This window comes from Catellatospora sp. KI3 (assembly GCF_029948125.1).
GTDB lineage: Bacteria > Actinomycetota > Actinomycetes > Mycobacteriales > Micromonosporaceae > Catellatospora.
The window spans coordinates 387,900-411,444 of record NZ_JASAMB010000003.1; the positions used below are offsets into that span (position 1 = coordinate 387,900).

The following is a 23,545-nucleotide window of genomic DNA, read 5'->3' on the forward strand; positions in this document are numbered from 1 at the left end:
CCCCGCGCGGGTTGGTGATCGTCAGGAGGTGATTTTCCCGGCGGTTCGCGACCCGGACTCCGGTGGTACGTCCTCGAAGTGCTGGACCACGCCCTGGCTGATCTCGTGCGGCGCCACGCGCAGCCGCGCCGCCACCGACGCCAGCAGCAGGTCGACGTCGCCATGCCGCACCGCGTCCAGCAGGTACGGCGCGACGATCCGGTTGGCCCGCACCCGCGCCTCCGGCCAGTCGGCGTGGAAACCGTCAGGAAACGCCCGGTCCAGTGCCCGCTCCACCCCGAGCAGCGCCAGCGGCCGCTCGGCGGCGAGCAGGTCCCGCCCGGCCGCCTGGGCACCGCGCGCGGCCAGCAGCTCGGCGATGTCCTTGAACCCCTCGGGTCCGGTGCCCAGGACCCTGCCGTGCGGCCAGCTCATGGCCAGCGGGTAGGCCCGCTCCAGTGCCTTCACGCCCGCCGGGTCGGCGTCGAAGCACATGACCAAGGACGTGTCGGCACCCGCCGCGGCGGCAAGCAGCGCGAGCTGCGCCGACGTGAACGCGGTGCCGCCCGGCGCCACCACGACGGTGCTCCCGGCGGCGCTGCGGTATGCCAGGTGCGCGGCGATGGCGTCGGTCGGCCCTTCCACGACGAGGAACCGGGTCGGGGTGCGCCGGCCGCGCAGCTGCGGCGCGAGCCCGTAGAGCAGCTCGCCCTTGTGGAAGATCGGCGTCTGGGGCGTGTTGTAGAACTTGGCTCTGCTGCGCCCCGACAGGTCCCGGCCGGTGAACCCGGCGATCCGGCCGTCAGGGGCGTGGACGGGGAAGACCAGGCGGTCGCGGAACACGTCGTACAAGCCGCGCCCGTGCAGCTCACTGGCGGCGACCAGGCCGGCGTCGAGCATGACCCGGTCGGTGAAGCCGAGCGAACGCAGATGCCGGAGCAGGACGTCGCCCCCGGCCGGGGCGACGCCGAGCTGCCAGCTGCTGTCGGGATCGGCCGCGGCGGTGATGCCCCGCGACCGGAGATAGGCCGCCGCGGCTCGGCTTGGAGCCAGCTTGCTGGCGTAGAAGGCCGCCGCGGCGGCGTTGACGGCGTACAGCGCGGCCTGGTCGCCCTGGTCGGCATCGGGTCCGGCGTCGAGCACCGGGGCGGGTCGCTGCCGCGGCAGGGTGCGCCGTCCGCCAGGCCGCTGGGTCGGGACCGTGCCCGAGGCGGCCGATCGGGCAAGCGCCCGCTCCAGCCGCGCCGTCACGGCGTCAGCGCTGCGGATGATCACCGCGATGGTCTCCATCAGCAGATCTGCGGTCGTCCCCGCGCGCACCACGGCCCACTGGCGCGGCTGCGGAACCGGGGCGTCGACCGGCTGCAGCCCGAATCGCCTGGCGACGACATGGGCGACCGCCGAGGCCTGCACACTGCGGGCCGGACCGTCAGGCAGCACGGGCAGGGCCAGCTGAGCGACCAGCAGGCCTGCTGCGGCCGACAGCGGCAGCTCGGCGGCGAGTTCGACACGGTCCCTGTCCGCCCGCACCGCGCTGTGCAGCCCCTGTCGCAACCGGACGGTCAGCCCGGCCTCACCGGCCAGCGCGGCGAGCGCCGCCACGACCGGCACCAGGTCGTGCGAAGGCCGCCGAGGTGCGGGCACCGCGTCGGTCTGGGCGACGTCGAAGACCCTGACGACGTCGAAGGCGTCGCCCGTGCCGTCCAGCGGGGCGAGCAGCATCAGACCGCGCTCGCCACGGCGCACGCGGGCGCCGCGCGCCCGCCACCGGTCATGCGTGGCCAGTTCGGTGGCGTCTGGTCGCTGTCGCGCGATCAGCAGGGCGTTTCTGGCGCCCCGCCCGCGGTGGCGGGCGGCCACGTCGAGCAGGCGATGCCAGGCCGGGGGACTGTCGAGGTCGGCTATCGCCAGTTGCAGCGTGAGCATGGCGTCGTGCAGCAGCGCCTGGCTGGGCGGGCGCATCCGTGCGGTCGCTCTCTCGTCGCCGTTGGCCACCCTCCGCATTCTATCGAGCCGACCGACAGGACACCCGGCTCGCCGCCGGCGCGCGGTGCCGTCGCGGGCGTCATCGCGCCCGCCAGGCCCACGCAGCCGTAACCCTGCCGTCCTCGGCAGAACGCGACGCGTTGAGGGCTCGCCACGGCGGTCGGCTGTCCGGGCATCCGACCCGGGTTGTGAGCGGCGTCAACGCCGCGCCGCGAGGCGCTCCTGCCGGTCAGGGCCTGGCGCCCAGGGCCAGGGCAGCTCGGCGAGCGCCGCGTCGACCAGCAGCCGCTCCAGGTCCCGGAGGAAGCGTTCGGCAGCCTCGGGCGGCAGGTAGGCAGTGTCCCCGGTGATCGCCAGGCCGATCCCGCCCGGCGCGTCGATGATCTCGACCCGCATCAGCCAGGTGAACGTCTCCAGCCCCTCCGCCACGGCGAACGTCGTGGCCGCCAGCGCCGCGCGCAGGCCGTTCGGATCGAACTCGGCACCGGGCCCGGACTCCGGCGCCAGGCGGATGTCGTTGAAGTAGCAGTGCCTGTTGACGCCGGTCGCGTACGGCAGGCCCGCCTCCTCGTGCGCCTGCGCCATCTGCTCCGGGTCGTAGTAGGCGTGCCGGTACGCCTCCAGCGCCGCGTGCCAGACCCGGGGCAGCGCCGCGGTGAACGTCGGCCGGTCGGCCAGGTCGACCACCAGCAGGCCGAGCTGGTTGAGCTTCGAGATCGCCTCGCGGTAGTCGTCGGCGGACCGGTTGTTGACCATCGTGTAGATCCCGCAGGTGTCCTGGCCCGACCACGCCGCGACCACGCCCGCGACCGCAGTGAGCAGCACGGTCGAGCTGGAGACCTGTTCGCGGTGGGCGATGGCGCGCGCCGCGGTGTCGGCGGCCTGGGAGGTGAGCACGCAGCGGCGGAAGCGCGGCGACTGGGCGGCGCCGACGGCGGGCAGCGTGTCGGCGGGCAGGCGCCGGGTGCTGTCGAGCCAGTGCCCGACCGCGCGCCGGCAGCGCCGCTGATGCCGTTCGCTCTGCTCGAGCCGGGCGATGTCGGCCGACTGGGCCGGTGGCGGCGTCGGCACCGTGCCGCGCACCAGCAGCAGCCGCAGGTCCCGCAGGATGAGTTCGGCGGCCCGGAAGTCGACGGTGGTGTGGCTGAACACCACGACGATCCGGCACACCCGCTCGCCACTGAGCAGCAGCGCGAACCGCTGCGGCCACTCCTGGTCGTGCTCGAACGGCGTGCCCGCCAGGTCGGCGGCCACCTGCTGGGCCAGTTGCGCGCCGTCGTCGTCGGGGACCGGTCCCGTCGGGATCAGCAGGACGGGCTGTTCGCCCTGCTCGGCCACGACCTGGCGCAGCTCGCCGTCCACCGCGCGGACGCGGGTGCGCAGTGAGGTGTGCCGGGAGAGCAGCGCGCCGATGGCGCGCAGCGCCGACGGCGCGTCCAACGGGCTCCGGCGGGGTGCGGCGACGACCCGGCGCAGGCTGAACATGGCGTGGCTGGCGCCGTGGCGGCGGATGGCGATCCACAGCGCCCGCTGGCCCCAGGTGAGCGGGGCGCCGGGGTCGGGGGGCCCGGCGAACGGGGCGTGCACCTGGGTGGCGGACCAGGTCGCCGCGAGCGGGACGGGCGTCGTGGCGGCGAGGTGGTGCCCATCGACGGACATCACCACAGGTTAGGGCGGCACGATGGAAAGCGCTTTCCTCCGTTCGGCCGATCCCTCATCGACGGCCCCGGATGCAGACTCGTGACGTCACCGCGGGCGAGATGCCGATCCCCGCCGTCCATGTCCCGTTAGGAGACGTGCTCCCATGCCTGGGATCGGCGAACCCGTGCCGTGCCGCACCGTGCCCGGCCTGCTGGCGATGCGGCGCGCCCGGCACCCGGAACAGGTCGCCGTCGAGGTCGCGGGCGTCGACACGCTCACCTTCGAACGCTGGGACCGCGACTCGGCCGCGGTCGGGTCGGCGCTGCGCGAGCAGGGCGTCACCCGGGGCAGCGCGGTGGGGCTGGTCTTCTCCGGCCGCGACTGGACCAGCTTCGCCGTCGCCTACTGCGGGGTGCAGAAGGCGGGCGCGGTCGCCGTACCGCTGCCGGACCAGCTGCCCCCGGCCCGGCTGGCCCAGCTGCTGGCCGCGTGCGCCGCCGACCGGGTGCTGACCGGGCCCGACCAGGTCCGGGAGCTGGTCGAGGCGGGTGCGCCCGACGCGGCCGACCACGCCCGCCCCGAGGACGTCGCCCAGATCCTGTTCACCTCCGGCACCTCCGGCCGACCCAAACCGGTCGCGGCCAGCCACGCCAACCTCACCGACGGCGTGTCGACGCACCCGCGGCGCCAGGCCCTGGCCCACTCGCGGCAGTTCCTGCACGCCTTCCCGATCGGCACCAACGCCGCGCAGACGATGCTGATGAACGCGCTCACCGCCCGGCCCGCGGCGTTGACCCTGCCGCGGTTCACGCCCCGCCGGTTCGCCGCCCGGCTGACCGAGGTCGGAACCGTGTTCCTCGTGCCCGCGATGGCGATCGAGCTGCTCGACTCCGGGTCGCTGGACGGCCTCGACCTGACCGGCGTGCAGCTGGTCGGCTCGACCGCCGCGCCCCTGCCCCCGGCCGTCGCGCTGCGGTTGGCGCGGGCCTTCCCCAACGCGGCGATCGTCAACCACTACACCTCGACCGAGGCCGCGCCGGCGCACACCAACATGATCTTCGACCCGGACCGCCCGGACGCGGTCGGGCGGGTCGCCGCGGGCAGCGTACGCGTCACCGGCGCCGACGGCCGCCCGGTGCCCGACGGCGAGCCCGGCCACGTCTGGCTGCGCTCGCCGCACGCCCGCCGCTACCTCGGCGACGAGGACGCCACCCGCGCCACGTTCCAGGACGGCTGGGTCCGCATGGGCGACGTGGGCCGCCTGCACGAGGGCTTCCTGTACCTCACCGACCGCGACAGCGACATCGTCAAGTCCGGCGCGTACAAGATCTCCACGCTGGAGGTCGAGGCGGCCCTGCACGAGCATCCGGCCGTCGCGGCGGCCGCGGTCGTCGGCGTGCCGCACCCGGTCCTCGGCGCCAGGCTTGCCGCCGCCGTGGTGACCCGTCCGGACGCCGCCCCGCTGGACCTGCCCGCCGTCCGCGCGTTCCTCGCCGAGCGGCTCGCCGACCACCAGCTGCCCGGCGACCTGCTCGTGCTCGATCAGCTGCCGCGCAACGACGCGGGCAAGGTCCTGAAACGACAACTGGTGGAACTCTTCCCAGCCGGCCCCGGAGGTGGCGTGTGAATCAGGTCAGACACGGCGTGTGGTTCACCGAGCAGGCGCGCGCCGCCGGCACGGCGTACCACATGGCGCTCGGGGTGTGGTTCGACGGGGAACTCGACCGGCACGCCCTCGGCGAGGCGTGCGCCGCGGTCGTCGCCCGGCACCCCGCGCTCGGGTGCGCCGTCGCCCTGCGCGGCGACCTGCCCGAGCTGGTGCCGGCCGCGGAGAAGGTCGCGCTGACCGACGAGCCGTACCGCCCGGAGCGGGTACGCGAGGAGATCGCCCGCCCGTACGACCTGGGTCGCGGCCCGCTGGCCCGCTTCCTGCTGCTGCGCGAGTCGCCCACCCGCCACCTGCTGCTGTTCACCGCCCACCACCTGGTCTTCGACGGCATGTCCAAGGACCTGCTGCTGGCCGACCTCGCCGCCGCCTACGACGGAGCCGAGCTCACGCCGCTGCCCGCCGCCGCCGACGAGCCCGGCGAAGCCCAGGTCGAGGCCGCCCGGCGGTACTGGGCCGAGCGCCAGCCGCCCGGCGGCGAGGTGGTGCTGCCCGAGCTGGCCGGGGTGTCAACGGTGGCCGAGCCTGGGCACGCGGTGCAGTTCGACCTGCCGACCGTCGAGGTCGCCGGCCTCACCCGGTTCGAGGTGCTACTGGGCGCGGTGCATGTGCTGCTGGCCCGCTACGGCAACACGGGGCTGCCGGTGGCGATCGGACTGTCCACCCGCACCGGGGACACCCGCGACCACGTCGGCCTGCACGTCAACGAACTGCCCGTGCACGTCGCCCCGGCCGTCGGCGGTTTCCGCGACTACGCCGCTGATCTGCGCTCGCGGCTGCGCGAGCTGTACCGCCACCGCGCCGTGCCTCTGGCGCAGGTCGCGGGCGGTCTGCGGGCGGCACCGTCGCTGACCCCGGTGTCGGTCGGCTACCGGCGCCGCGGTCCCGCACCCGCGTTCCGGGGCCTGACCGCGCGGGTCGACTGGGCGCTGTTCAGCGGCGCCGCCCGCAACGCGCTGCACCTGCAGTTCGTCGACGGCCCCGACGGGCTCACCGCGAGCCTGCAGCACGACCCGGCCCGGCTGCCCGCCGCCGCGGCCGAGCGCATCGGGCAGCACCTGCGCACGGTCCTGGCCGCCGTCGCCGCCGACCCGGACGCCGACGTCGCCACCATGCCGGTCATGCCCGCCGCCGAGCACGACACCGTCGTGCACCGCTGGAACGACACCGCCCGCGCCGAGGGCGGCACCGTGGCGCAGCTGCTGGCCGCGCAGGCCCGGCTGCGCCCGGACGACGTCGCGGTCGTCGACGGCGCACACCGGCTCACCTACGCCGAGCTCGACCGGGCCACCGCCGAGCTGGCCGCCCGGCTGCCCGGTCCGGGCGCGCTCGTCGCGATCCGGCTGCCGCGCGGCCGGCAGGCGCTGGTGGCGATGCTCGCGGTGATGCGGGCCGGTGCCGCGTACGTACCCGTCGACCCGTCCTATCCGGAGGCACGGCAGGAGCTCATCCTGGCCGACGCCGATCCGGCACTGGTCCTCGACGACCTCGACAGCGTGCCGGCGGCCAGGTCCGGCAGCCCGGTCCCGGCCGGGACCGCGTACGTCATGTACACCTCCGGCACCACCGGCCGCCCCAAGGGCGTCGTGGTGCCGCACCCCGCGCTGGCCAACCTGCTCGCGGGGATGGCCGAGACGATCGGCAGCGGCCCGGGGGACCGGTGGCTGGGGCTGACCCCGCTGTCGTTCGACATCTCCGGGCTGGAGCTGTTCCTGCCCCTGGTCACCGGCGGCCGCCTGGTCATCGCCGACGAGGCCGGGGTCCTGGACGGCGGGGCCGTCACCGCGCTGATCGACCGGGAGGGCGTCAGCCACGTCCAGGCCACCCCGTCGGGCTGGCAGGTGCTGCTCGACGCCGGATTCGACGGCCGGGCCGTCACCGCGCTGGCCGGCGGCGAGGCCCTGCCGCTGGACCTGGCCCGCACGCTGCGCGCGCGGACGGCCAGGCTGATCAACGTGTACGGCCCGACGGAGACCACGATCTGGTCGACCGCCGACGAGGTCCCCGCCGACCCCGACACGGTCACCATCGGCCGCCCGATCGCCAACACCCGCGCCTACGTCCTGGACCCCGCCGACCGCCCCCTGCCCATCGGCGTATGGGGCGAGCTGTGCCTGGGCGGACTCGGCGTCGCCGACGGCTACCTGCGCCGCCCCGACCTCACCGGACAGCGCTTCGGCCCCGACCCGTTCACGTCCGGGCGGCTCTACCGCACCGGCGACCGCTGCCGCTGGACGGCCGACGGCCGCCTCGTCTACGGCGGCCGCACCGACAGCCAGGTCAAGGTGCGCGGCCACCGGGTCGAGCTGGAGGAGATCGAGGTCCGCCTGCGCGAGCACCCCGCCGTCGCCCAGGCCGCCGTGGCCCTGCGCGACGGCGAGCTCGCCGCGTACGTAGTGGGCCGCGGTGCCGACCCCGACGGTCCGGAGCTGCGCCGGCACCTGGCGCGGTGGCTGCCCCCGGCACTGGTCCCGACATCGTGGACGGTGCTGGCGCGGCTCCCGGTCACCCCCAGCGGCAAGCTCGACCGGGCCGCCCTGCCCGCACCCGCGCCGACCCGGGCGGCCCCGGCCGCGCCCGCCGCCGAGCACGACGACGAACTGCTGCCGGTGCTGCGCCGCATCTGGTGCGACGTGCTGGCCCTCGACGACATCGGTGTCGACGAGGACCTGTTCGACCTGGGCGGGCACTCGCTGACCATCACCCGGATCAGCGCCCGGATCACCCAGCAGCTCGGCCGAGACGTGCCCCTGGACGTCTTCTTCGACACCCCGACCATCGCCGACGTCGCGGCCTACCTGCGGGCGCGGCCGTGACCGCCCACCTGGGCCGGCGGCTGGCCGAACTCGTACACGGCGCCACCGCCGGGGCCGTCACCGCCGACCAGGCCCTGTCCGGCGGGTCGCTGCGCGCGCTGGGCCTGGACTCCCTCGGCGCGCTGCGGCTCATCGACGCGATCGACCTCGAGTTCGGCGTCGAGGTCGACCTCGGCGACGGCCCCGGCGCCGACACCCTCGACGCGATCACCCGAATGGTGGCCGAGCGGCTATGAGACACCTACCGCTGTCCGCGCTGCAGCAGCGCTTCTGGTACCTGTGCACCGCCTACCCGGGCGAGGCGTCGCCGATCCTGGTGCTCAACTGGCGGCTGCGCGGCCCGCTGGACCTGGCCGCCTGGCGGGGCGCGGTGAACGCGGTCGTCGACCGGCACGAGAGCCTGCGCACCGGCTTCGTGCTGCGCGACGGCGAACCCGTGCAGGTGGTCATGCCACCGGCCGGGATCGACACCCCGGTCGTGGACCTGACCGGTCACCCGCCCGAGGAGCGCGACGCCCGCGCCGGCGAGCTGCTGTCGGCCCGTACCCACCGGCTGCTCGACCTCACGGCCGACCCGCTGGTCGGGTCGACGCTGCTGCGGCTGGCCGACGACCACCATGTGTGGTGCTTCACCATGCACCACCTGCTGGCCGACGGGGCGTCGCTGCGTACCGTCGGCCGCGAGGTGCGCGCCGGCTACCTGGCCGCCCTCGACGGCGCCGCCCCCGACCTGCCCCCGCTGACCCTGCAGTACGGCGACTTCGCGCAGTGGCAGTCCGAGCAGGACCAGGCCGCCGAACTGGCCTACTGGCAGGGGCACCTGTCCGGCGCGCCGTCGCTGGAGCTGCCGACCGACCTGCCCCGGCCCGCGGAGAAGTCCGCGCACAGCGCCGAGCACATCCACCTGATGCCGCCGGAGCTGGCCGAGCAGGTCGCCGAGCTGTCCCGGCGGACCCGCTGCACCCCGTTCATGGTGCTGCTGACCGCGCTGCAGCTGCTGCTGGGCGAGCGCAGCGGCCAGGACGACTTCTGCGTCGGCACTCCCGTCGCCGGGCGGGTGCGCGCCGAGTTCGAACCCGTGGTCGGGCTGTTCGCCAACACCCTGGCGCTGCGCGCCGACCTCGCCGGCGATCCGACCTTCGCCGAGCTGCTCAAACGCACCCGCGCCACCGTGATCGGGGGGTTGCAGCGCCAGTCGGTGCCGCTGGGGCGGATCATCGCGACCCTCGGCGTACCCCGCGACCCGGGCCGGACCCAGCTGTTCGACGTCGTGTTCAGCATGCGCAACGACGGCACCGCGCTCGCGCCGCGCCTGGGGCCGCTGGAGGTCGAGGGGTTCCCGCACGGCCACGCCAAGGTGCTGCACGACCTCGTGTTCGACATCTGGCGCCTGGACTCCTCGGGCCTGCGCGCCGGCATCCGGTACGACACGGCGCTGTTCAAACCCGACACCGTCGACGAACTGGCCCGCCGCTACGAGCAGATCCTGTCCGCCGCGGTGGCCCGGCCGGGCGACCGCCTCTCCGAACTGGGGGCCACCCGTGGGTAGACACATCGCCTTCTTCAACATCCCCGCCATCGGGCACGTCTACCCTACGCTGGCCGTAGTCGAGGAGCTCACCCGCCGCGGGCACCGGGTCACCTACGCCACCACCGGGGCCCGCGCCGCGACCGTGCGGGCGGCCGGTGCCGCCGTGCGCGAGTACCGGTCGCTGCGCCCCGCCGACACCGACCCGGACCTGCGCGCGCCCTCGCGCGACGGCTACATCAGCCAGACGCTGCTCAGCTTCCTGGAGGAGGCCGAGGCGGCCTTCACGCAGCTGGCGGACGACTACCACGACGACCGCCCCGACCTGGTCGTGTTCGACCGGATGGCGTTCGCCGGGCGGGTGCTGGCCGCCCGGCTGGACCTGCCCACCGTCCAGCTGTGGCCGATGCTCGTCTCCAACGAGCACTGGAACATGGGCCAGGCCCTGAACGCGTTCGACCTGGGCGACCCGGTACTGCACACCTACCTGGCCAAACTGGAGGCGTTCCTCAGCACCCACTGCCCGGCCCTGCCGCCCGACCGGTTCCTCACCCCGACGCCCGAGGCGCACCTCGCCTTCTACCCGCGCGCGTTCCAGTACGCGGGGGAGCTGTTCGGACCGGAGTACCGGTTCGTCGGGCCGTGCCTGCGCCGCACCCGGCCGCAGTGGCACCCGCCCGGCGACCGCGACGTCGTCCTGGTCACCCTCGGCACCATCTACAACGCCCGCCCCGACTTCTACCGCTACTGCGCCGAGGCGTTCGCGGGCGGCGACTGGCACGTCGTGCTCACCGTGGGGCGGCGCATCGACCTCGACGCGCTCGGCCGCCTGCCCGCCAACGTCGAGGTGCACCGCTTCGTGCCGCAGCTCGACGTGCTCGCCCACGCCGCGGCCATGGTCTGCCACGCCGGCATGGGCGGGATCATGGAGGCGATGACCTTCGGCGTGCCGGTGCTGGCCGCGCCGCAGACCCTGGAGCAGGAGGCCAACGCGCTGCGCGTGGAGCAGCTGGGCCTGGGGGCGCGGCTGCCGGCGGACCTGGCCGATCCGGCCGGGCTGCGGTCCGCGATCGAGCTGATGGTGAAGGATCCGGCGATCGCCGACGGCGTGGGCCGCCTGCGCGACGCGGTCGCCGACGCCGGTGGCGCGCGGCGGGCCGCCGACGTCATCGAGCAGTGCCTGCGCTGACCGGGCGGCCCCGCCCGGGGCGGCGTCAGGCCAGGGCCTGCTCGCCGACCAGCCAGGCGGCGTGCAGTTTCGCGTACGGCGAGTCGGCCCGCGCCACCAGCGCGTCGTGGTGGCCCCGCTGCACCACCCGGCCGTCGTCGACGACGACCACCTCGTCGGCGCCGCGGGCGGTGGCCAGCCGGTGCGCGATCGTGATCGTGGTCCGGCCCCGCGACACCCGGTCCATGGCCGTACGCAGCCGCACCTCGGTCGCCGGGTCGACCGCGCTGGTCGCCTCGTCCAGGATCAGCAGGTCCGCGTCGGCGGCATGGGCCCGCGCCACCGCCACGAGCTGCCGCTCACCCACGCTGAGGCCCTCGCCGCGCTCGCCCACGACGGTGTCCAGCCCGTCGGGCAGCCCCGCCGCCCAGTCGAGCAGGCCCAGGTCGGCCAGCACACCGCGTACGTCGCCGTCGCCGAGCGCGCGGCCGAACCGGACGTTGTCGGCCAGCGAGCCGTGGAACAGGAACCCCTCCTGCGGCACCAGCACCACCCGCTCGCGCAGGCACCGCAACCGGATCCGGTCCACCGGCACGCCCGCGAGCAGCACCTGCCCCGCCGCCGGGGCGACCAGCCGGGTGACCAGCTTGACCAGCGTCGTCTTGCCCGCCCCGGTCCGCCCCACGACCGCCACCCGGGTGCCCGCCGCGATGTCCAGGTCGACCTCGCGCAGCACCGGCTCGGCCGTGTCCGGGTAGGCGTAGGACACCCCGCGCAGGCGCACCGGCACCGGGCCGGGCGGCAGGTCCACCGCCTCGGGGTGCTCGGCGGTGTCCGGCTCCTCGTCCAGGATGTCCAGCACCCGCCGCCACCCGGCGACCGCGCTCTGCAGGCCGTTCAGCATCTCTCCGGCGACCTGCGCCGGCAGTGCGAACTGCGCCACCAGGAACAGGAACGCCGCGATCTCGCCGACGGTCATCCGCCCGGCCACGCCCAGCACCACGCCGAGCGCGGCCGTCGCCGCCAGCGCCACCCCGGTGGCCAGCTCACCCACCGAGTACGCGGTCACCGTCAGCCGCGAGGCCCGCTGCGACGCCAGCCGGTGCGCGTCGACCGCCTCGTCCAGGCGCGCCACCGTACGCGCCGAGGCGTCGTAGGAGCGGATCACCTCGGCGCCCGCGACGCTCTCCGACACCACCGCGAGCATCTCCGCCGACCGCTGCCGCACCGCGCCGTACGCCTCGGCGAGGCTGCGCATGCACGCGCGCACCACCCAGGCCACCGGCGCGAACACCGCCAGCACCACCAGCGCCAGCGGCCAGGAGTAGTAGCACATGACCGCGCCGGTCACCAGCGTCTGCCCGGCGCAGGTGAACAGCACCACGCCGTTCCACTGCAGGAACGAGGTCACCTGGTCCACGTCGGAGGTCGCGCGGGCCACCAGCGCCCCGCGCTGCTGCGCGCCGATCCGCAGCACCGGCAGGTCGTGGACGTGCCGGAACACCTTCACCCGTACGGCGGCCAGCGCCGACTCGCTCACCTCGAACAGGCGCAGCATCATCGCGTACCCGCACCACATCGACCCCGCCAGCACGGCCAGCGCGGCCGCGCCGATCAGGGCGACCACCCCGAAGTCCGGCCCGCCCGGACCGCGCAGCCCGTCGTCGACGGCGCGCTGCACCGCCACCGGCACCGCGGCCCGACCCGCGGTCATGCCCACCGCCAGCAGCAGCGTGACCGCCAGGCCCCGGCCCAGCTCAGGCGAGAGCCGCAGCGCCCGCCGCAGCGTGTCCCACATCGCGTTGCACCCTCCTACCGGCCGTCCCGCCGGTCGTACGCCGACATCAGCTCCCGGTAGCCCGGCTCGCCCCGCGTCAGCTCGCCGTGTGTGCCCACCGCGGCCACCCGGCCCTGCGCCAGGTAGACGACCGCGTCGGCGAGCGAGACGGTCGGCCGCCGGGTCGCGACCAGCAGCATGGCCGGTCCCGCCGCCCGCAGGCCCGCGACGATCTCCGCCTCGACCATCGGATCGACCGCGCTGGTCGCGTCGTCGAGCACCAGCAGCCGCGGCTGCCCGGCCAGCGCGCGGGCCAGCGCGAGCCGCTGGCGCTGCCCACCCGACAGCGAGGCGCCGCGCTCGCCGACGCCGGTGTCCAGGCCCTGCGGCAGCGCCCGGACGAAGTCGTCGGCGCGCGCCACGGCCAGCGCCCGCCATACCGCGTCGTCGTCGACGCCGGGGCGGTCCAGCGCGACGTTGGCCCGGACGCTGTCGCGGAACAGGAACGGCACCTGCGGCACGAAGGCCACCGCCCGCGCGTACGCCCCGGCCGACAGCTCGCGCGCGTCGACGCCGCCGACCAGCACCCGGCCCGACTCGGGGTCCAGCAGCCGGGCCGCGACCGCCGCGACGGTCGACTTGCCCGCACCGGTCTGCCCGACCAGCGCGACCACATGCCCGGGCGTCACCCGCAACGACACGTCGCGCAGGTTGCGCACGCTGACGGCGTGCAGCCGCACCTCCGCCACCTCGTGCCCGAGATCGGCGGTGCCGTAAGGCGGCCCGTCGTCGGCGGCCAGCACCCGGTCCACCCGCTCGGCGCCGGCCACGGCCCGGGGTAGTGCCCCGAGCAGCCAGCCGATGGCCCGGATCGGCATGTCCAGCAGCGCGAACAGGAACGCCGCGGTGGTGAGCTCGCCCAGGCCGAGGGCGCCCTGCTCGCACCGCCAGGCGCCGACGACCAGCACCGCGATCGTGCCGAGCTGGGGCAGCGCGTCGACGGTGGGGTCGTGCCAGGCGCGCGACCGGCCGATCGAGACCAGCGTCGCGCGCAGTTCGTCGACCCTGGCCGCGAACCGTTCGGTCTGGTGCTCCTCGCGGCCCATCACCTTGACCGTCAGCGCACCGTCGAAGCTCTCGTGGGCCAGCGCGGTGACCTGCGCCCGGGTGGCCTGGCCGAGCCGGTGCCGGGGGGCCACGCGGCGGGAGTACGCGGCGAACACGGTCAGCAGCCCGGGGAACACCACCACCCCCACCAGGCCGACGGTCCAGTCGACGGCGAACAGCGCGGTCAGCGCCCCGGCCAGCAGGAACACCGTGGCCACGGCGTAGGCGAGGCTGCCCGCGGGCGACGCGGCGGCGTCCACGTCGGAGGAGGCGTTGGACAGCAGCGCCCCGGTCGGGTTCTCGCGGTGCCAGGCGGGCGGGAGGCTGAGGTACTTGCGGACGATCGCTTTTCGCTGCCGCGCCTGCAGACTCTGCTGCAGGTGCACGGCGCCGAGCCGGCGGCTGAAGATGCCGACGACCTTCAGCGCGCTGAGCCCGGTCAGCGCGGCGGCGGCCGCGGCCAGCAGCCCGGCGTCGACCCGCCCCCGGTCCAGCATCGGCGCCACCACGTCGGCCACCACCGCGCCGATGACGAAGGCGCTGCCGATCGACAGCGCCATTACCAGGCTCGCCCCGCCCAGCGAGACGGCGAACAGCCTCGGCTCGGACCTGATCATGCGGGCGCACAGCCGCGTGCCCCGGACGATCAGCTCGCGCGCGGTCACCGCAGCACCTCGGCCCACAGGTCGGCCATGGCGCGGTCCAGCGCGGCCTCGTCGAAGTGCGGTGGCGCGGTGTCGTCGGACGCGGTCGCCGTACGGGACAGCGCCGTGCCCTCCTGCGAGTCCCGGGCCAGGGTCCGGTCGAGCGTGTGCGGGGCCGCCAGGCCGCAGTGGGCGAACAGCGACCCCAGCACCGGGTACGGATCGTCGACCAGTTCCTCGTAGGTGGCGGTGAACAGGTCGACGCCCCGGTGCCGCAGCGCCAGCGCCCGCTCGGTCTGCGCCACCCACTGGCAGGCCATGACCTCCTCCGGTGACAGCAGCCGCCCCAGCCGCCGCCGCCACCGGGCGACCAGCGGGATCAGCGTGCCGAGCCGGTCCTGCACCGCCGCCGGGTCGGTGACCAGGGCGGGGTCGTAGCCCGCGAACGCCCGCGCGGTCGAGCGCCCCCAGGCGCGGGGCTGCCGGTACAGGAAGACCGAGGCGAACTGCGGGAACTCCTCGTGCAGCAGCCCGGCCAGCTCGATGACGAAGCTGCGGGGTTTGATGACGGCCGGCCGTCCCCGCGACAGCAGCCGTACGCAGCTGCGGGCCAGTCGGCGCAGCTCGGCGGGGTCCAGGCGCGGGGCGAGGGTGACCAGCTGGGTCAGCACGTCCGGCTCGGACACCCCGGCCAGGCCGCCGTGTTCGACCAGGGCGGCGGCGACCAGGGTGGAGCCGCACCGGCCGGTCGAGTAGAGGAAGACCCCGGACGGGTCGGGCACGTCCAGCGCGTGCAGCTCGTCGTAGGACAGCGCGACGAGGCCGTCTGCGTGCTCGTACTGGGCGAGGAAGTGGAACGGGGCGCGGCTGAGGTCGGCGCCGGTGCGGGTGAACACGGCCCGGCCGGTGTCATGGTCCAGGCAGTACAGGCTGTAGGCCGGGTCGGCCACGACGACCTGAGGGTCGACGGTGCCCAGCGGCGTGCAGCGGAAGTCGGCGGGGCCGGCCACCGCCAGCGGATAGGCCTTGGTCCTGTCCGCGAGAGCGAGCAGTTGCGCCATCTCACCGTCCCACGATGCGTCCCACGACGGGCTCGGCCCGAAGCAGACGAGGGCGGCATGCCGGCCGCCCTCGTCTGCGCTTTCGGTCAGGGGACCGAACTCGGTCAACGCTACGGGTAAGCGTTTTCCTCAATCAAGTATTTGCATGTGCAGCTTTGTTGCATGCCCGCAAACCCGGTGGACCGCTCCAAAACCGCCAATCCGGCATCACGGATCAGAGCAGCCACAGCGGCACGGCGGCCGCCAGCGCCTGGGCGCCCGCGTCGTTCGGGTGGATGTGGTCGCCGCTGTCGTAGGCGGGCAGCACCCTGGTCGGCGCGGCCGGGTCGCGCAGGATCTGGTCCAGGTCGAGCAGCGCGTCGAACCCGGTGTCACCCCGCAGCCAGGTGTTCACCTCCTGGCGGACGGCCTCCTTCGCCGGGGTCCACGACGAGTACCCCTCGAACGGCCCGAGCGTCGTGACGACCAGGCGCACGTCCCGGGCCTTGGCCTGGCTCGCGAGCTGGCGCAGGCCGCCGATGATCCGGTCGGCCGGGTAGCCGGACAGGTGCACGTCGTTGATGCCGAGCTCGACGATCACCGTGCGCACCCCGGGCTGGCTGAACACGTCGTCGTCCAGCCGGGCCAGGGCGCTGTCGCCCAGCGCGGGGGAGTTGAGCGTCAGCCCGTCGCGGGTCACCTGGTTGCCGGCCAGGCTCACGTTGATCACACCGGGGTCGCCGAGCGCCGGCCAGGTGCCGTCGATGCGCGCCGCCAGCTGGTCCGGCCAGCGGGTGTTGGCGCCGAGCGTGGCGCCCGACCCGTCGCTGATCGAGTCGCCGAGCACGACCACCGTGCCCAGGCCGGTCCTGGTCAGCACCTCGACCCCGGCCAGGTAGTAGAAGTGGTTGTACGCGGCGGTCTGCCCGCTGCCGTCCGGGTCGGCAGCCCGGTCCCCGGGGTAGACGTACGAGGTCTGCCGAGCCGTCCAGTGCCAGGAGGCGGCGCCGGTCGCAGTGGGCAGGTAGATCGTCACCGCGAGCTCGGTCACGGCGGCGACCGGCAGGTCCACCGGGTCGGAGAGCAGCTCGGCGCCCTTGTAGACGGTGGCGGAGGGGCTGCCGTCGAAGGTCACCTCGCGGATGCTGTCCGGCCGCAGGTGGGGCGAGCCCGCCGAGACGGGCAGGCCGACCGTGGCGTGCCCGATGGCCAGCGGTCCGGTGCCGTACGCGTTGGCGAACCGCAGCCGCACCTTCTCCCCGCCCAGCGACACCCGCACCACCTGGCGGATCGTCTGATCCGTGAAGCCGTTGAGCGAGCTGCCCGTGTTGGCCAGGCTGGGCGCGGTGAGCGCGGTCCCCCAGGTCCCCACCCAGCGCGGCGGCAGCCCGCCCGAGGCCGGACCCGCCCCGGCGACCAGGCTGGTCGCCGCCAGGCCGAGTCCGGCCAGCGCGGCCACCACCCGCCTACGAATGATCATCACTTGTGGAACCTCCGTCGATTCCCGAGGGGGAGGCGGCGGACTGTCCCGCCACCGGAGGCCACGATGCCAATAAATGTTAAAACTGCCGATATACGAATCTGCTGTCATTTTTAGCGGTTCGGCTGATTTATCCGAACCACCCGTACATGAGCGAGGCGGGCGGACCACCCGGGGGGCGCCGGGCGGTCCGCCCGCCGGATCCTGCGGCTAGAACCGCGCGCCGACGTCGGCGTTGCTGCTCGGGCGGAGGAACGTCGAGGAGGGGATCGAGCCGTCCGTGAGGCGCGGCCCGGTGATCACCGCCGGGTCGGTGCTCTGCAGCGGCCAGCTGCCGCCCAGGTCCCACGAGTTGCCCGAGCCGCTGGAGTTCGAGCCCAGCGACACGTTGGTGCCGTTGGCCACGGCGAGGTTCTTGCTCAGCGTGCTGTCGGACCGGTTGGCGTTGAATCCGGTGCCCGGGTTGTCCCAGGCGGTGCAGCGCTCGATCAGGTGCTGGCCGGGGTTGTTGTTGTCGATGAACCCGCCGGCGGCGTTGTCCCAGGCCATGCTGTTGCGTACGGTGTGGCTCGCCGAGACGGCGTTGCCGCCGAGCTTGAACCCGTTGCCGTCACCGGTGTAGTTCGGCAGGTTCCACCGGTTGAACCCGTTGCCCCAGGCCAGGCTGCTCTCCAGCAGGATCGGCGACTGGAACATCCAGAAGTCCAGCCCGTCGTCGGAGTTGTTCCACAGCCGCGCGCCGCGCACCACGTTGCCGCTGCCCGAACCCTCCTTGAGAGCCAGGCCGTCGGCGCTCTCGCCGTTCTTGCGCGGGTCGCGGTTGCCGTAGCTGTCCAGGTTCAGGATCAGGTTGCCGCCGGAGGAGCCCTGCAGGTGCAGGCCGCTCTCGTAGTTGTCGCGGGTGACCAGGCGCTCGAACACGTTGTTGTTGGTGTCCAGGCCGAAGACCCCGTACGGACCGTGGATGATCTCCAGGCCGGTGATGCGCCACCAGTCGCCCTCGATGTGGATCGCGCCGCGCTCGGCGCGGGGGATGGTGGAGTCCACCGCTCCGGGCGTGTAGGACATGTTCTCGCCGTCGAGGATCACCCGCTCGCTGCCGTAATTGCGCAGCGTGATGGGCTGGCTCGACGTGCCGTTGGCGAGGATCTGCAGGTTGGTGCTCGGCGCGTAGGTCCCGCCGCGCACGTAGACGGTGTAGCCGGGCCTGGCCAGGTCGACGGCGCGCTGCAGGGTCTTCAGCGGCGCGCTCAGCGTGCCCGCGGCGGCGTCGTTGCCGGTGGTCGCCACGTAGAGGGAGGTGGTGGGCGGGGGTGTGCCGCCCGCGTCGAACTCGAGGTAGTCCACGTTGGGCAGGCCGGTGGCGGCGGTCGGGCTGAGGCGGATCGTGTTGGCGCCCGCGGTGACGCTCACCGTGACCGTCTTCGTGCTCCACGCGTCCCAGGCGGCGGTGCCCTCGAACGACAGCGTCTGCACCGTCGCGCCGTTGACGGCGAGCGCGGCGGGCCGGGCGGTCGTGGTGCCGTTGGCGAAGCGGATGCCGACCGTGGCGCTGCCCGCGGCCGAGGCGCTGACCGTGAACTGCACATACCCGCTGGTGGAGTTGGTGCCGTTGCAGAACCCGCTGCCGGAGAACCCGGCCCAGTCGCTGTCGACGGTGCCGACGCAGACGGCGGGCGAGGTCTCGGCTTCGTGGCGGACCGGCGCGGCGACGGCCGGGGTCGCGGGCAGCACGAGCGCGGTGCCGAGGGCCAGGGCCACGCCCGCGGCCAGAGATGTGTGTCTCAAGGTGTCTCCCCATGCTGGTGACGGCGTGCGGCCCGGCGGTGCCGGCGCACGCCGCAGTGGGTGACGACGCGAGAGAGCCCTCGCCCGGAAAGAACTCCGAACGTCGATGCGAGACCCAGTCTGTGGAAAGCGCTTGCCCATGGCAAGGGTCGGCGGTTGCAGGTTTGTTGCAGGGCGCCGACCAGCTGGTACACGCCGTCGCGAACCCGACGGCCGACTGTCCTACCAGGTGATGCCAGAGGCGGTGGGGGAGAGCAGGTTGAACAGGGCGAAGCGGCGCTGCGGGCTGCCGTTCAGCGACGTGTACGCCCCCGCGGCGACCAGCTGCCCCAGCTCCGGGCTGGACCGCAGCGCCCGCACCCCGACCGAGCCGTTGCCGTCGGCGATCCAGCCGAGCAGCGCCCCGCTGGCCGGGTCGAGGGCGGCGAGCTTGACCCGCCGGGTCGCGCCGTCGCGGCATAGCCCCAGGTGCCCGGTGTTCGCGCTGGCGCACACGTTGTCGAAGTGCCCGCCGAGGTAGAGCACCCCGTCCAGCACCGTCATCGCCTGCACCGCCCCGTCGGTGGCCACCGTCCACCGCACCAGCCCGGCCAGGTCCATCGCGCTGGCCCGGCCGCCCCCGCCGTCCACGCCGACGTAGACGCTGCCGTCGGCGACGGCGAGGTCGTTGACCATCGCGTTGACGTGCGACCGGAAGCCGGGATCGGGTACGCCTGTCACCGGGTCGAGGGCGGCGATCTTCCTCGTGCCCTTGACGCCGTCGACCGAGTCGAACCTGCCGCCCAGGTACACCCGGCCCGGGGTGTACCGCACCACGTTCACCACGTCGTTGAGGGTCGGGTGCCACTGCGCGTCCAGTTCGCCGGTGGCCAGGTCGAAGGCGGCCGCCCCGGTGCGCACCTGGCCGTCGACCGCGGTGATCGACCCGCCGACATAGAGGCGCCCGCCGCCGAGGGACATGGAGTACGCGTGTCCGTCGACGCGGTGGTTCAGGGCGGGCTGCAGCACACCGGCGTGGTCCACCTCGGCGAGGTTGTCGCGGCCGGCTCCGTTGACCTTGTGGAACTTCCCGGCCAGGTAGACCCCGCCGGCATCGGCCTCGATGGCCCGCACCCCGGCGTCGACCTGCGGGCTCCACGGCAGCAGCGCTCCGCTCCGGGCGTCGACCGCCGCGGCGTGCGGCCGGGCGACGATGTGCCCGTCCCAGGTCGCGGTGGTGAAATCGCCGCCGACGTAGATGGTGTCGCCCCAGTACGCGGCCGTGTGCACGGCGCCGTTGAAGGTGGCCGACCCGGCCGGAACCGGTTCGACCGGTGCACCCTGTGACACCCCGCCGACCAGTACCACGACCAGGACGGTGAGCACCGCCGCCGCGGCACCTCGCAGACTCAGACCTTCGCGCACGTCATGCCCAACGACCCAGCCACGGCGAGGACGCAGTCGCCGCGGCGCTCGCGACGTGGCCGGCAGGGCTCGACCACGTCGCGGGACTCGGCACGCGCCGACCGGCGTGCCGTCAGGCGATGTCGCGGCGGCGGTTGAGCAGGATGCCGACGGCGCCGGCGACCAGCGACCAGCCGGCCATGACCAGCACACCGACCCACCACGGCGCCGCCTGCGGATACAACCGCTCCGGCGACACCATGACCTGCGACGCGATGGGCGGCATCACCACGGCGGAGGTCAGCACCCAGTCGCCGTGGATGAGGTAGGTCCGGATCAGGTTGAACACGCCGATCCCGCCCACGAACCCACCGAGGTAGATCACCATCGCGGTCACGACCGCGCCGATCTGGCTGTGGATCAGCGTGCCGAGCCCGAAGCCGAGCAGCGCCCACAGCAGGTACGCGACCAGGTTGAAGATGAGCGCCCGCTGGACCGGCCACTCCGACAGCGAGTTCGTCAGGCCCATGTCGTGGAAGAACAGCAGCCCGGCGGCGAACGACACGGCTCGCGCCACGAGCCAGAAGACGAGCCCGAGCCCGAGCACCGCGAACAGTTTGCCGAACACCACCCGGGTCCGCCGCGGGGTGGTCAGGAAGGTCGCGGTCGCCGTCTGGTACTGGAACTCGTTGGTGATCACGAGGGCGCCCAGCAGCATCACCAGCAGCAGGCCGAAGAACTGCCCGCTGGTGAAGATGTTCCCGGCCGCGTTGACCGCCTGCAGGTGCAGGTCGTGCAGCTGCGCGAACTCCGCCCTGGCCGCGGCGATCTCGGCCGCGCCCATGCCCCGGCCCGGCTTGAACACCGCCGCCGTGTCCCGCGCGCGGTCGATGTGCCCGGACGCCTCGGCCATGTTGATGGCCAGGGCGAGCCCGGTGAACACCAGCGACGCGAGGCCGAACAGCCACCACGCGTTGGTGGTGGTGATCTTCCGGATCTCGCTGCGGACGAGCCGGAGCCCCGGCACGCCGACGTGGGCGATCACCGGGCGGTCGGCGGCCGGGGGTGCCTGGAGGGTCGCGGTCATAGGATGTCTGCCTTTCCGGCCGTCAGCTGGAGGAACACGTTCTCGAGGTCGCGCCGCTCGACGGTCAGCTCGTGGATTTCGGCGCCCGCCCGCAGCGCCGCCGCCCCGACCGTCGGCCCATCGGCGCCCACGATGCGCAGCGCACCGCCCTCGACGGGCGTGGCCGTGACCGCGGCGCCCAGCTCGGCCAGCAGCGCCTCCGGCCGGGGCGTGCGTACGAGCAGCTGCGCGCCCCCGGTCGAGGCGATGACCTGGGCCACGGGACCCTGCTGGACCAGCTTCCCCGCCGCGATGATCACGACATCGTCGGCGAGCAGCTCCATCTCCGACAGCAGGTGGCTGGAGACCAGGACCGTGCGCCCCTGCTCGGCGAGTGACCGGAGCAGTTCCCGCATCCAGCGGATCCCCTCGGGGTCCAGCCCGTTGGCGGGCTCGTCCAGGATGAGCACGTCCGGGTCGCCCAGCAGCGCCGCGGCGATGCCCAGCCGCTGGCGCATGCCCAGCGAGTACCCCTTGAACTTGCGGTCGGCGGCCGAGGCCAGCCCGACCGTGTCCAGCACGTCGTCGGCCCGGCCGACCGGGATCCCGGCCGCGTCGCACAGCATGCGCAGGTGGTTGCGGCCGGTGCGGCCGCGGTGCGCGCCCGACGCCTCCAGCAGCGCGCCGACCTTGCGGACGGGGTCGGCGAGCTCGGCGTAGCGCCGCCCGCCGATGGTCGCGGTGCCTGCCGTGGGGCGGACCAGGTTCAGCACCATGCGCAGCGTGGTCGTCTTGCCGGCGCCGTTCGGCCCCAGGAAGCCGGTCACCCGGCCCGGACTGACGGTGAACGACAGGTCGTCGACCGCGCGCACGTTGTTGTACAGCTTCGTCAGTCCACTGACAGCGATGCCGTCGTCGGCCATCGACCAGCTCCCCTCTCGCCCAATACGTAGAAGCGTGATGCATAGTAGTTCTAGGTATCGGCGGCGCGCAAGAACGCGGCCGCACCGCCGCGACCAGCGCACCGACGGCGAGGCCGCCGAGCCGGAGAGTGGCGTGCCGCGGCGAGGCGAGGCTCCGACCGGTGGTCGTGATCTTCGGGCTCGTTTCGGCCGGTGATCGCTGTTCCGGGTCGGGACCTCGGCTGACGGGTGAGGTTCCGACCGCGTACGGCGATGGACGGCTGGCTGGCGAGGTGATCGGCCGCGACCTCGGCCGCCGTCGGGAAGCGAGGACATCCGCGACGCCGCTGCGTTGCTAGGCTGCGCGCGTGTCAGACCTGAGTTCCGTGGCTTGGCCGCCTGAGCCGATCAGAACCGAGCGGCTCGTGCTCCGCGCGCCCGAGGCCCGGGACCGTCCGGTGTTCATCGAGCTGCTGGCGTCGCCGGAGGTGCACGCCTACCTCGGCGGGCCTCGGCCGAGCGGCGAGCTCGAACGCGAGCTGCCCGCGGTGCCCGAAGCGTGGCCCGGCAGTCTCGTCGTCGAGCTCGACGGGACGATGATCGGCCACATCCTGCTTCGGAAACTGGAGCATCGCCGCCCGGCCGCCGTGGGCAGGGCTGATCTCGGTTACCTGTTCCTGCCGAGAGCGTGGGGACGCGGATACGCCGCTGAGGCGTGCGCGGCGGCGCTGGCCTGGTTCGACGCGGCCCTTCCGGGGGAGCCGGTGGTGCTGTTCACGCAGAGCGCCAACGCGGGCTCGATGCGCCTCGCGGCCAAGCTGGGGTTCACCGAGGTGGAGCGGTTCCACGCCTGGGACGCCGAGCAGTGGCTCGGCCTGCGGCCACCCGTCGCGCCGTCCCCATGAGGACGCGGCCCTGGCTGCGGCATCGGCAGGTGCCCGCACGATGACCGCGCCCGACGACACGGCGATCCTCGACCGGGTATGGCGCCGATGCGCGGGAACGGCCACCCTGACCGCGGTCGAGCGCCTGCCCGGCCGCAGCCATCGCGTCTACGCGTGTACACCCGACCGAGGTCCGGCACTGATCGTGCGCCTCGGTGACCCGGGCCGGGCCCGTTTCGCGTTGGAGGCCGCGCTGATGAGACGCTGCGGCGACAGCGGCGTGGCGGTGGTTCCTGTCGTCCGGCACGTGGGAGTCGAGGAGGCCGGCGGGCAGGCCGCGGCGGTGATGGTGCTCGAGCGGGTGGCAGGGGAGCGGCTGAGCGAGTTCGCGCGGCGGGTCGGCCCACGGCGGGCGGCCGGGTCCGTGGCCCGCGCCGGGGAGGCCCTCCACGCCGTGCACCAGGTCCGCACCAGCGGGTTCGGTCCGCTCGACGCGGCGTTGGGCGGGCCGGCCGCGCGCCTCGGGGACTGGTTCATCGACGGGCTGGCCGACAAGGCCAGGCGGGCCAGAGACGTCGACCGCTCCGGCGTGCGGTACGCCGCCGACCGGCTGAGGCGGGAGGTGGAGAGCGCCGATGCCTGGCGGGCCCCTGGATGTGACGAACAGTGACCGAAAGTTCCGGTCTCTCC

17 protein-coding genes are annotated in these 23,545 nt (G+C 74.1%); 7 read left to right on the plus strand and 10 right to left on the minus strand.

Annotated elements, in window-relative coordinates; translation table 11 throughout:
* Positions 1–21: 21 nt before the first annotated feature.
* A complete protein-coding gene (locus tag QEZ54_RS08210; protein WP_281303880.1) occupies positions 22–1,974 on the minus strand; it encodes a toprim domain-containing protein in 1,953 nt (650 codons plus the stop codon).
* 189 nt (positions 1,975–2,163) lie between these two features.
* Positions 2,164–3,624: a condensation domain-containing protein gene (locus tag QEZ54_RS08215; protein WP_281303881.1), complete on the minus strand. Its 1,461-nt coding sequence runs from the start codon at positions 3,622–3,624 to the stop codon at positions 2,164–2,166.
* Between the two features lie 145 nt (positions 3,625–3,769).
* On the opposite strand from QEZ54_RS08215, the gene QEZ54_RS08220 reads away from it, so the two are divergent.
* Genes QEZ54_RS08220 through QEZ54_RS08240 form a run of 5 tightly spaced genes read left to right on the plus strand, consistent with a single transcriptional unit; the run spans position 3,770 to position 10,805 of the window.
* On the plus strand, positions 3,770–5,233 hold the full coding sequence (locus tag QEZ54_RS08220) for a class I adenylate-forming enzyme family protein (protein ID WP_281303882.1): 1,464 nt from the start codon (positions 3,770–3,772) through the stop codon (positions 5,231–5,233).
* Complete coding sequence (locus tag QEZ54_RS08225; RefSeq protein ID WP_281303883.1) at positions 5,230–8,088, plus strand: non-ribosomal peptide synthetase; 2,859 nt, start codon at positions 5,230–5,232, stop codon at positions 8,086–8,088. The genes QEZ54_RS08220 and QEZ54_RS08225 overlap by 4 nt, the downstream gene beginning before the upstream one ends.
* The gene (locus QEZ54_RS08230; protein ID WP_281303884.1) at positions 8,085–8,324 is read left to right on the plus strand and encodes an acyl carrier protein; all 240 of its coding nucleotides are present in this window, start codon (positions 8,085–8,087) and stop codon (positions 8,322–8,324) included. The genes QEZ54_RS08225 and QEZ54_RS08230 overlap by 4 nt, the downstream gene beginning before the upstream one ends.
* Entirely contained in the window at positions 8,321–9,637 is a 1,317-nt protein-coding gene (locus QEZ54_RS08235; protein WP_281303885.1) for a condensation domain-containing protein, read from the plus strand. The genes QEZ54_RS08230 and QEZ54_RS08235 overlap by 4 nt, the downstream gene beginning before the upstream one ends.
* Positions 9,630–10,805 (plus strand): macrolide family glycosyltransferase, encoded by a 1,176-nt coding sequence (locus QEZ54_RS08240; protein WP_281303886.1) that lies wholly within the window; start codon positions 9,630–9,632, stop codon positions 10,803–10,805. The genes QEZ54_RS08235 and QEZ54_RS08240 overlap by 8 nt, the downstream gene beginning before the upstream one ends.
* Positions 10,806–10,830: 25 nt before the next feature.
* Here QEZ54_RS08240 and QEZ54_RS08245 read toward each other — a convergent pair whose 3' ends face one another.
* The 8 genes from QEZ54_RS08245 to QEZ54_RS08280 form a co-directional block, all read right to left on the minus strand.
* Positions 10,831–12,582: an ABC transporter ATP-binding protein gene (locus QEZ54_RS08245; protein ID WP_281303887.1), complete on the minus strand. Its 1,752-nt coding sequence runs from the start codon at positions 12,580–12,582 to the stop codon at positions 10,831–10,833.
* A gap of 14 nt (positions 12,583–12,596) precedes the next feature.
* Positions 12,597–14,333 (minus strand): ABC transporter ATP-binding protein, encoded by a 1,737-nt coding sequence (locus QEZ54_RS08250; RefSeq protein WP_281303888.1) that lies wholly within the window; start codon positions 14,331–14,333, stop codon positions 12,597–12,599.
* Complete coding sequence (locus QEZ54_RS08255; RefSeq protein WP_281303889.1) at positions 14,330–15,373, minus strand: hypothetical protein; 1,044 nt, start codon at positions 15,371–15,373, stop codon at positions 14,330–14,332. The genes QEZ54_RS08250 and QEZ54_RS08255 overlap by 4 nt, the downstream gene beginning before the upstream one ends.
* Before the next feature lie 214 nt (positions 15,374–15,587).
* Entirely contained in the window at positions 15,588–16,832 is a 1,245-nt protein-coding gene (locus QEZ54_RS08260) for a GDSL-type esterase/lipase family protein (RefSeq protein WP_281303890.1), read from the minus strand.
* A gap of 210 nt (positions 16,833–17,042) precedes the next feature.
* Positions 17,043–18,620: a right-handed parallel beta-helix repeat-containing protein gene (locus QEZ54_RS08265; protein WP_281303891.1), complete on the minus strand. Its 1,578-nt coding sequence runs from the start codon at positions 18,618–18,620 to the stop codon at positions 17,043–17,045.
* Positions 18,621–18,842: 222 nt separating this feature from the next.
* Positions 18,843–19,985, minus strand: coding sequence for a hypothetical protein (locus QEZ54_RS08270; protein WP_281303892.1), 1,143 nt, complete (start codon positions 19,983–19,985; stop codon positions 18,843–18,845).
* 151 nt (positions 19,986–20,136) lie between these two features.
* Positions 20,137–21,090: an ABC transporter permease gene (locus QEZ54_RS08275; protein ID WP_281303893.1), complete on the minus strand. Its 954-nt coding sequence runs from the start codon at positions 21,088–21,090 to the stop codon at positions 20,137–20,139.
* Positions 21,087–21,992, minus strand: coding sequence for an ABC transporter ATP-binding protein (locus QEZ54_RS08280; protein ID WP_281303894.1), 906 nt, complete (start codon positions 21,990–21,992; stop codon positions 21,087–21,089). Before QEZ54_RS08280 ends, QEZ54_RS08275 begins: the two co-directional genes overlap by 4 nt.
* A 404-nt stretch (positions 21,993–22,396) precedes the next feature.
* Here QEZ54_RS08280 and QEZ54_RS08285 point away from each other — a divergent pair, with 404 nt between their 5' ends.
* Positions 22,397–22,876 (plus strand): GNAT family N-acetyltransferase, encoded by a 480-nt coding sequence (locus QEZ54_RS08285; RefSeq protein WP_281303895.1) that lies wholly within the window; start codon positions 22,397–22,399, stop codon positions 22,874–22,876.
* A 40-nt stretch (positions 22,877–22,916) separates the two neighbouring features.
* The gene (locus tag QEZ54_RS08290; protein WP_281303896.1) at positions 22,917–23,525 is read left to right on the plus strand and encodes a phosphotransferase; all 609 of its coding nucleotides are present in this window, start codon (positions 22,917–22,919) and stop codon (positions 23,523–23,525) included.
* The last annotated feature ends 20 nt before the right edge of the window (positions 23,526–23,545 follow it).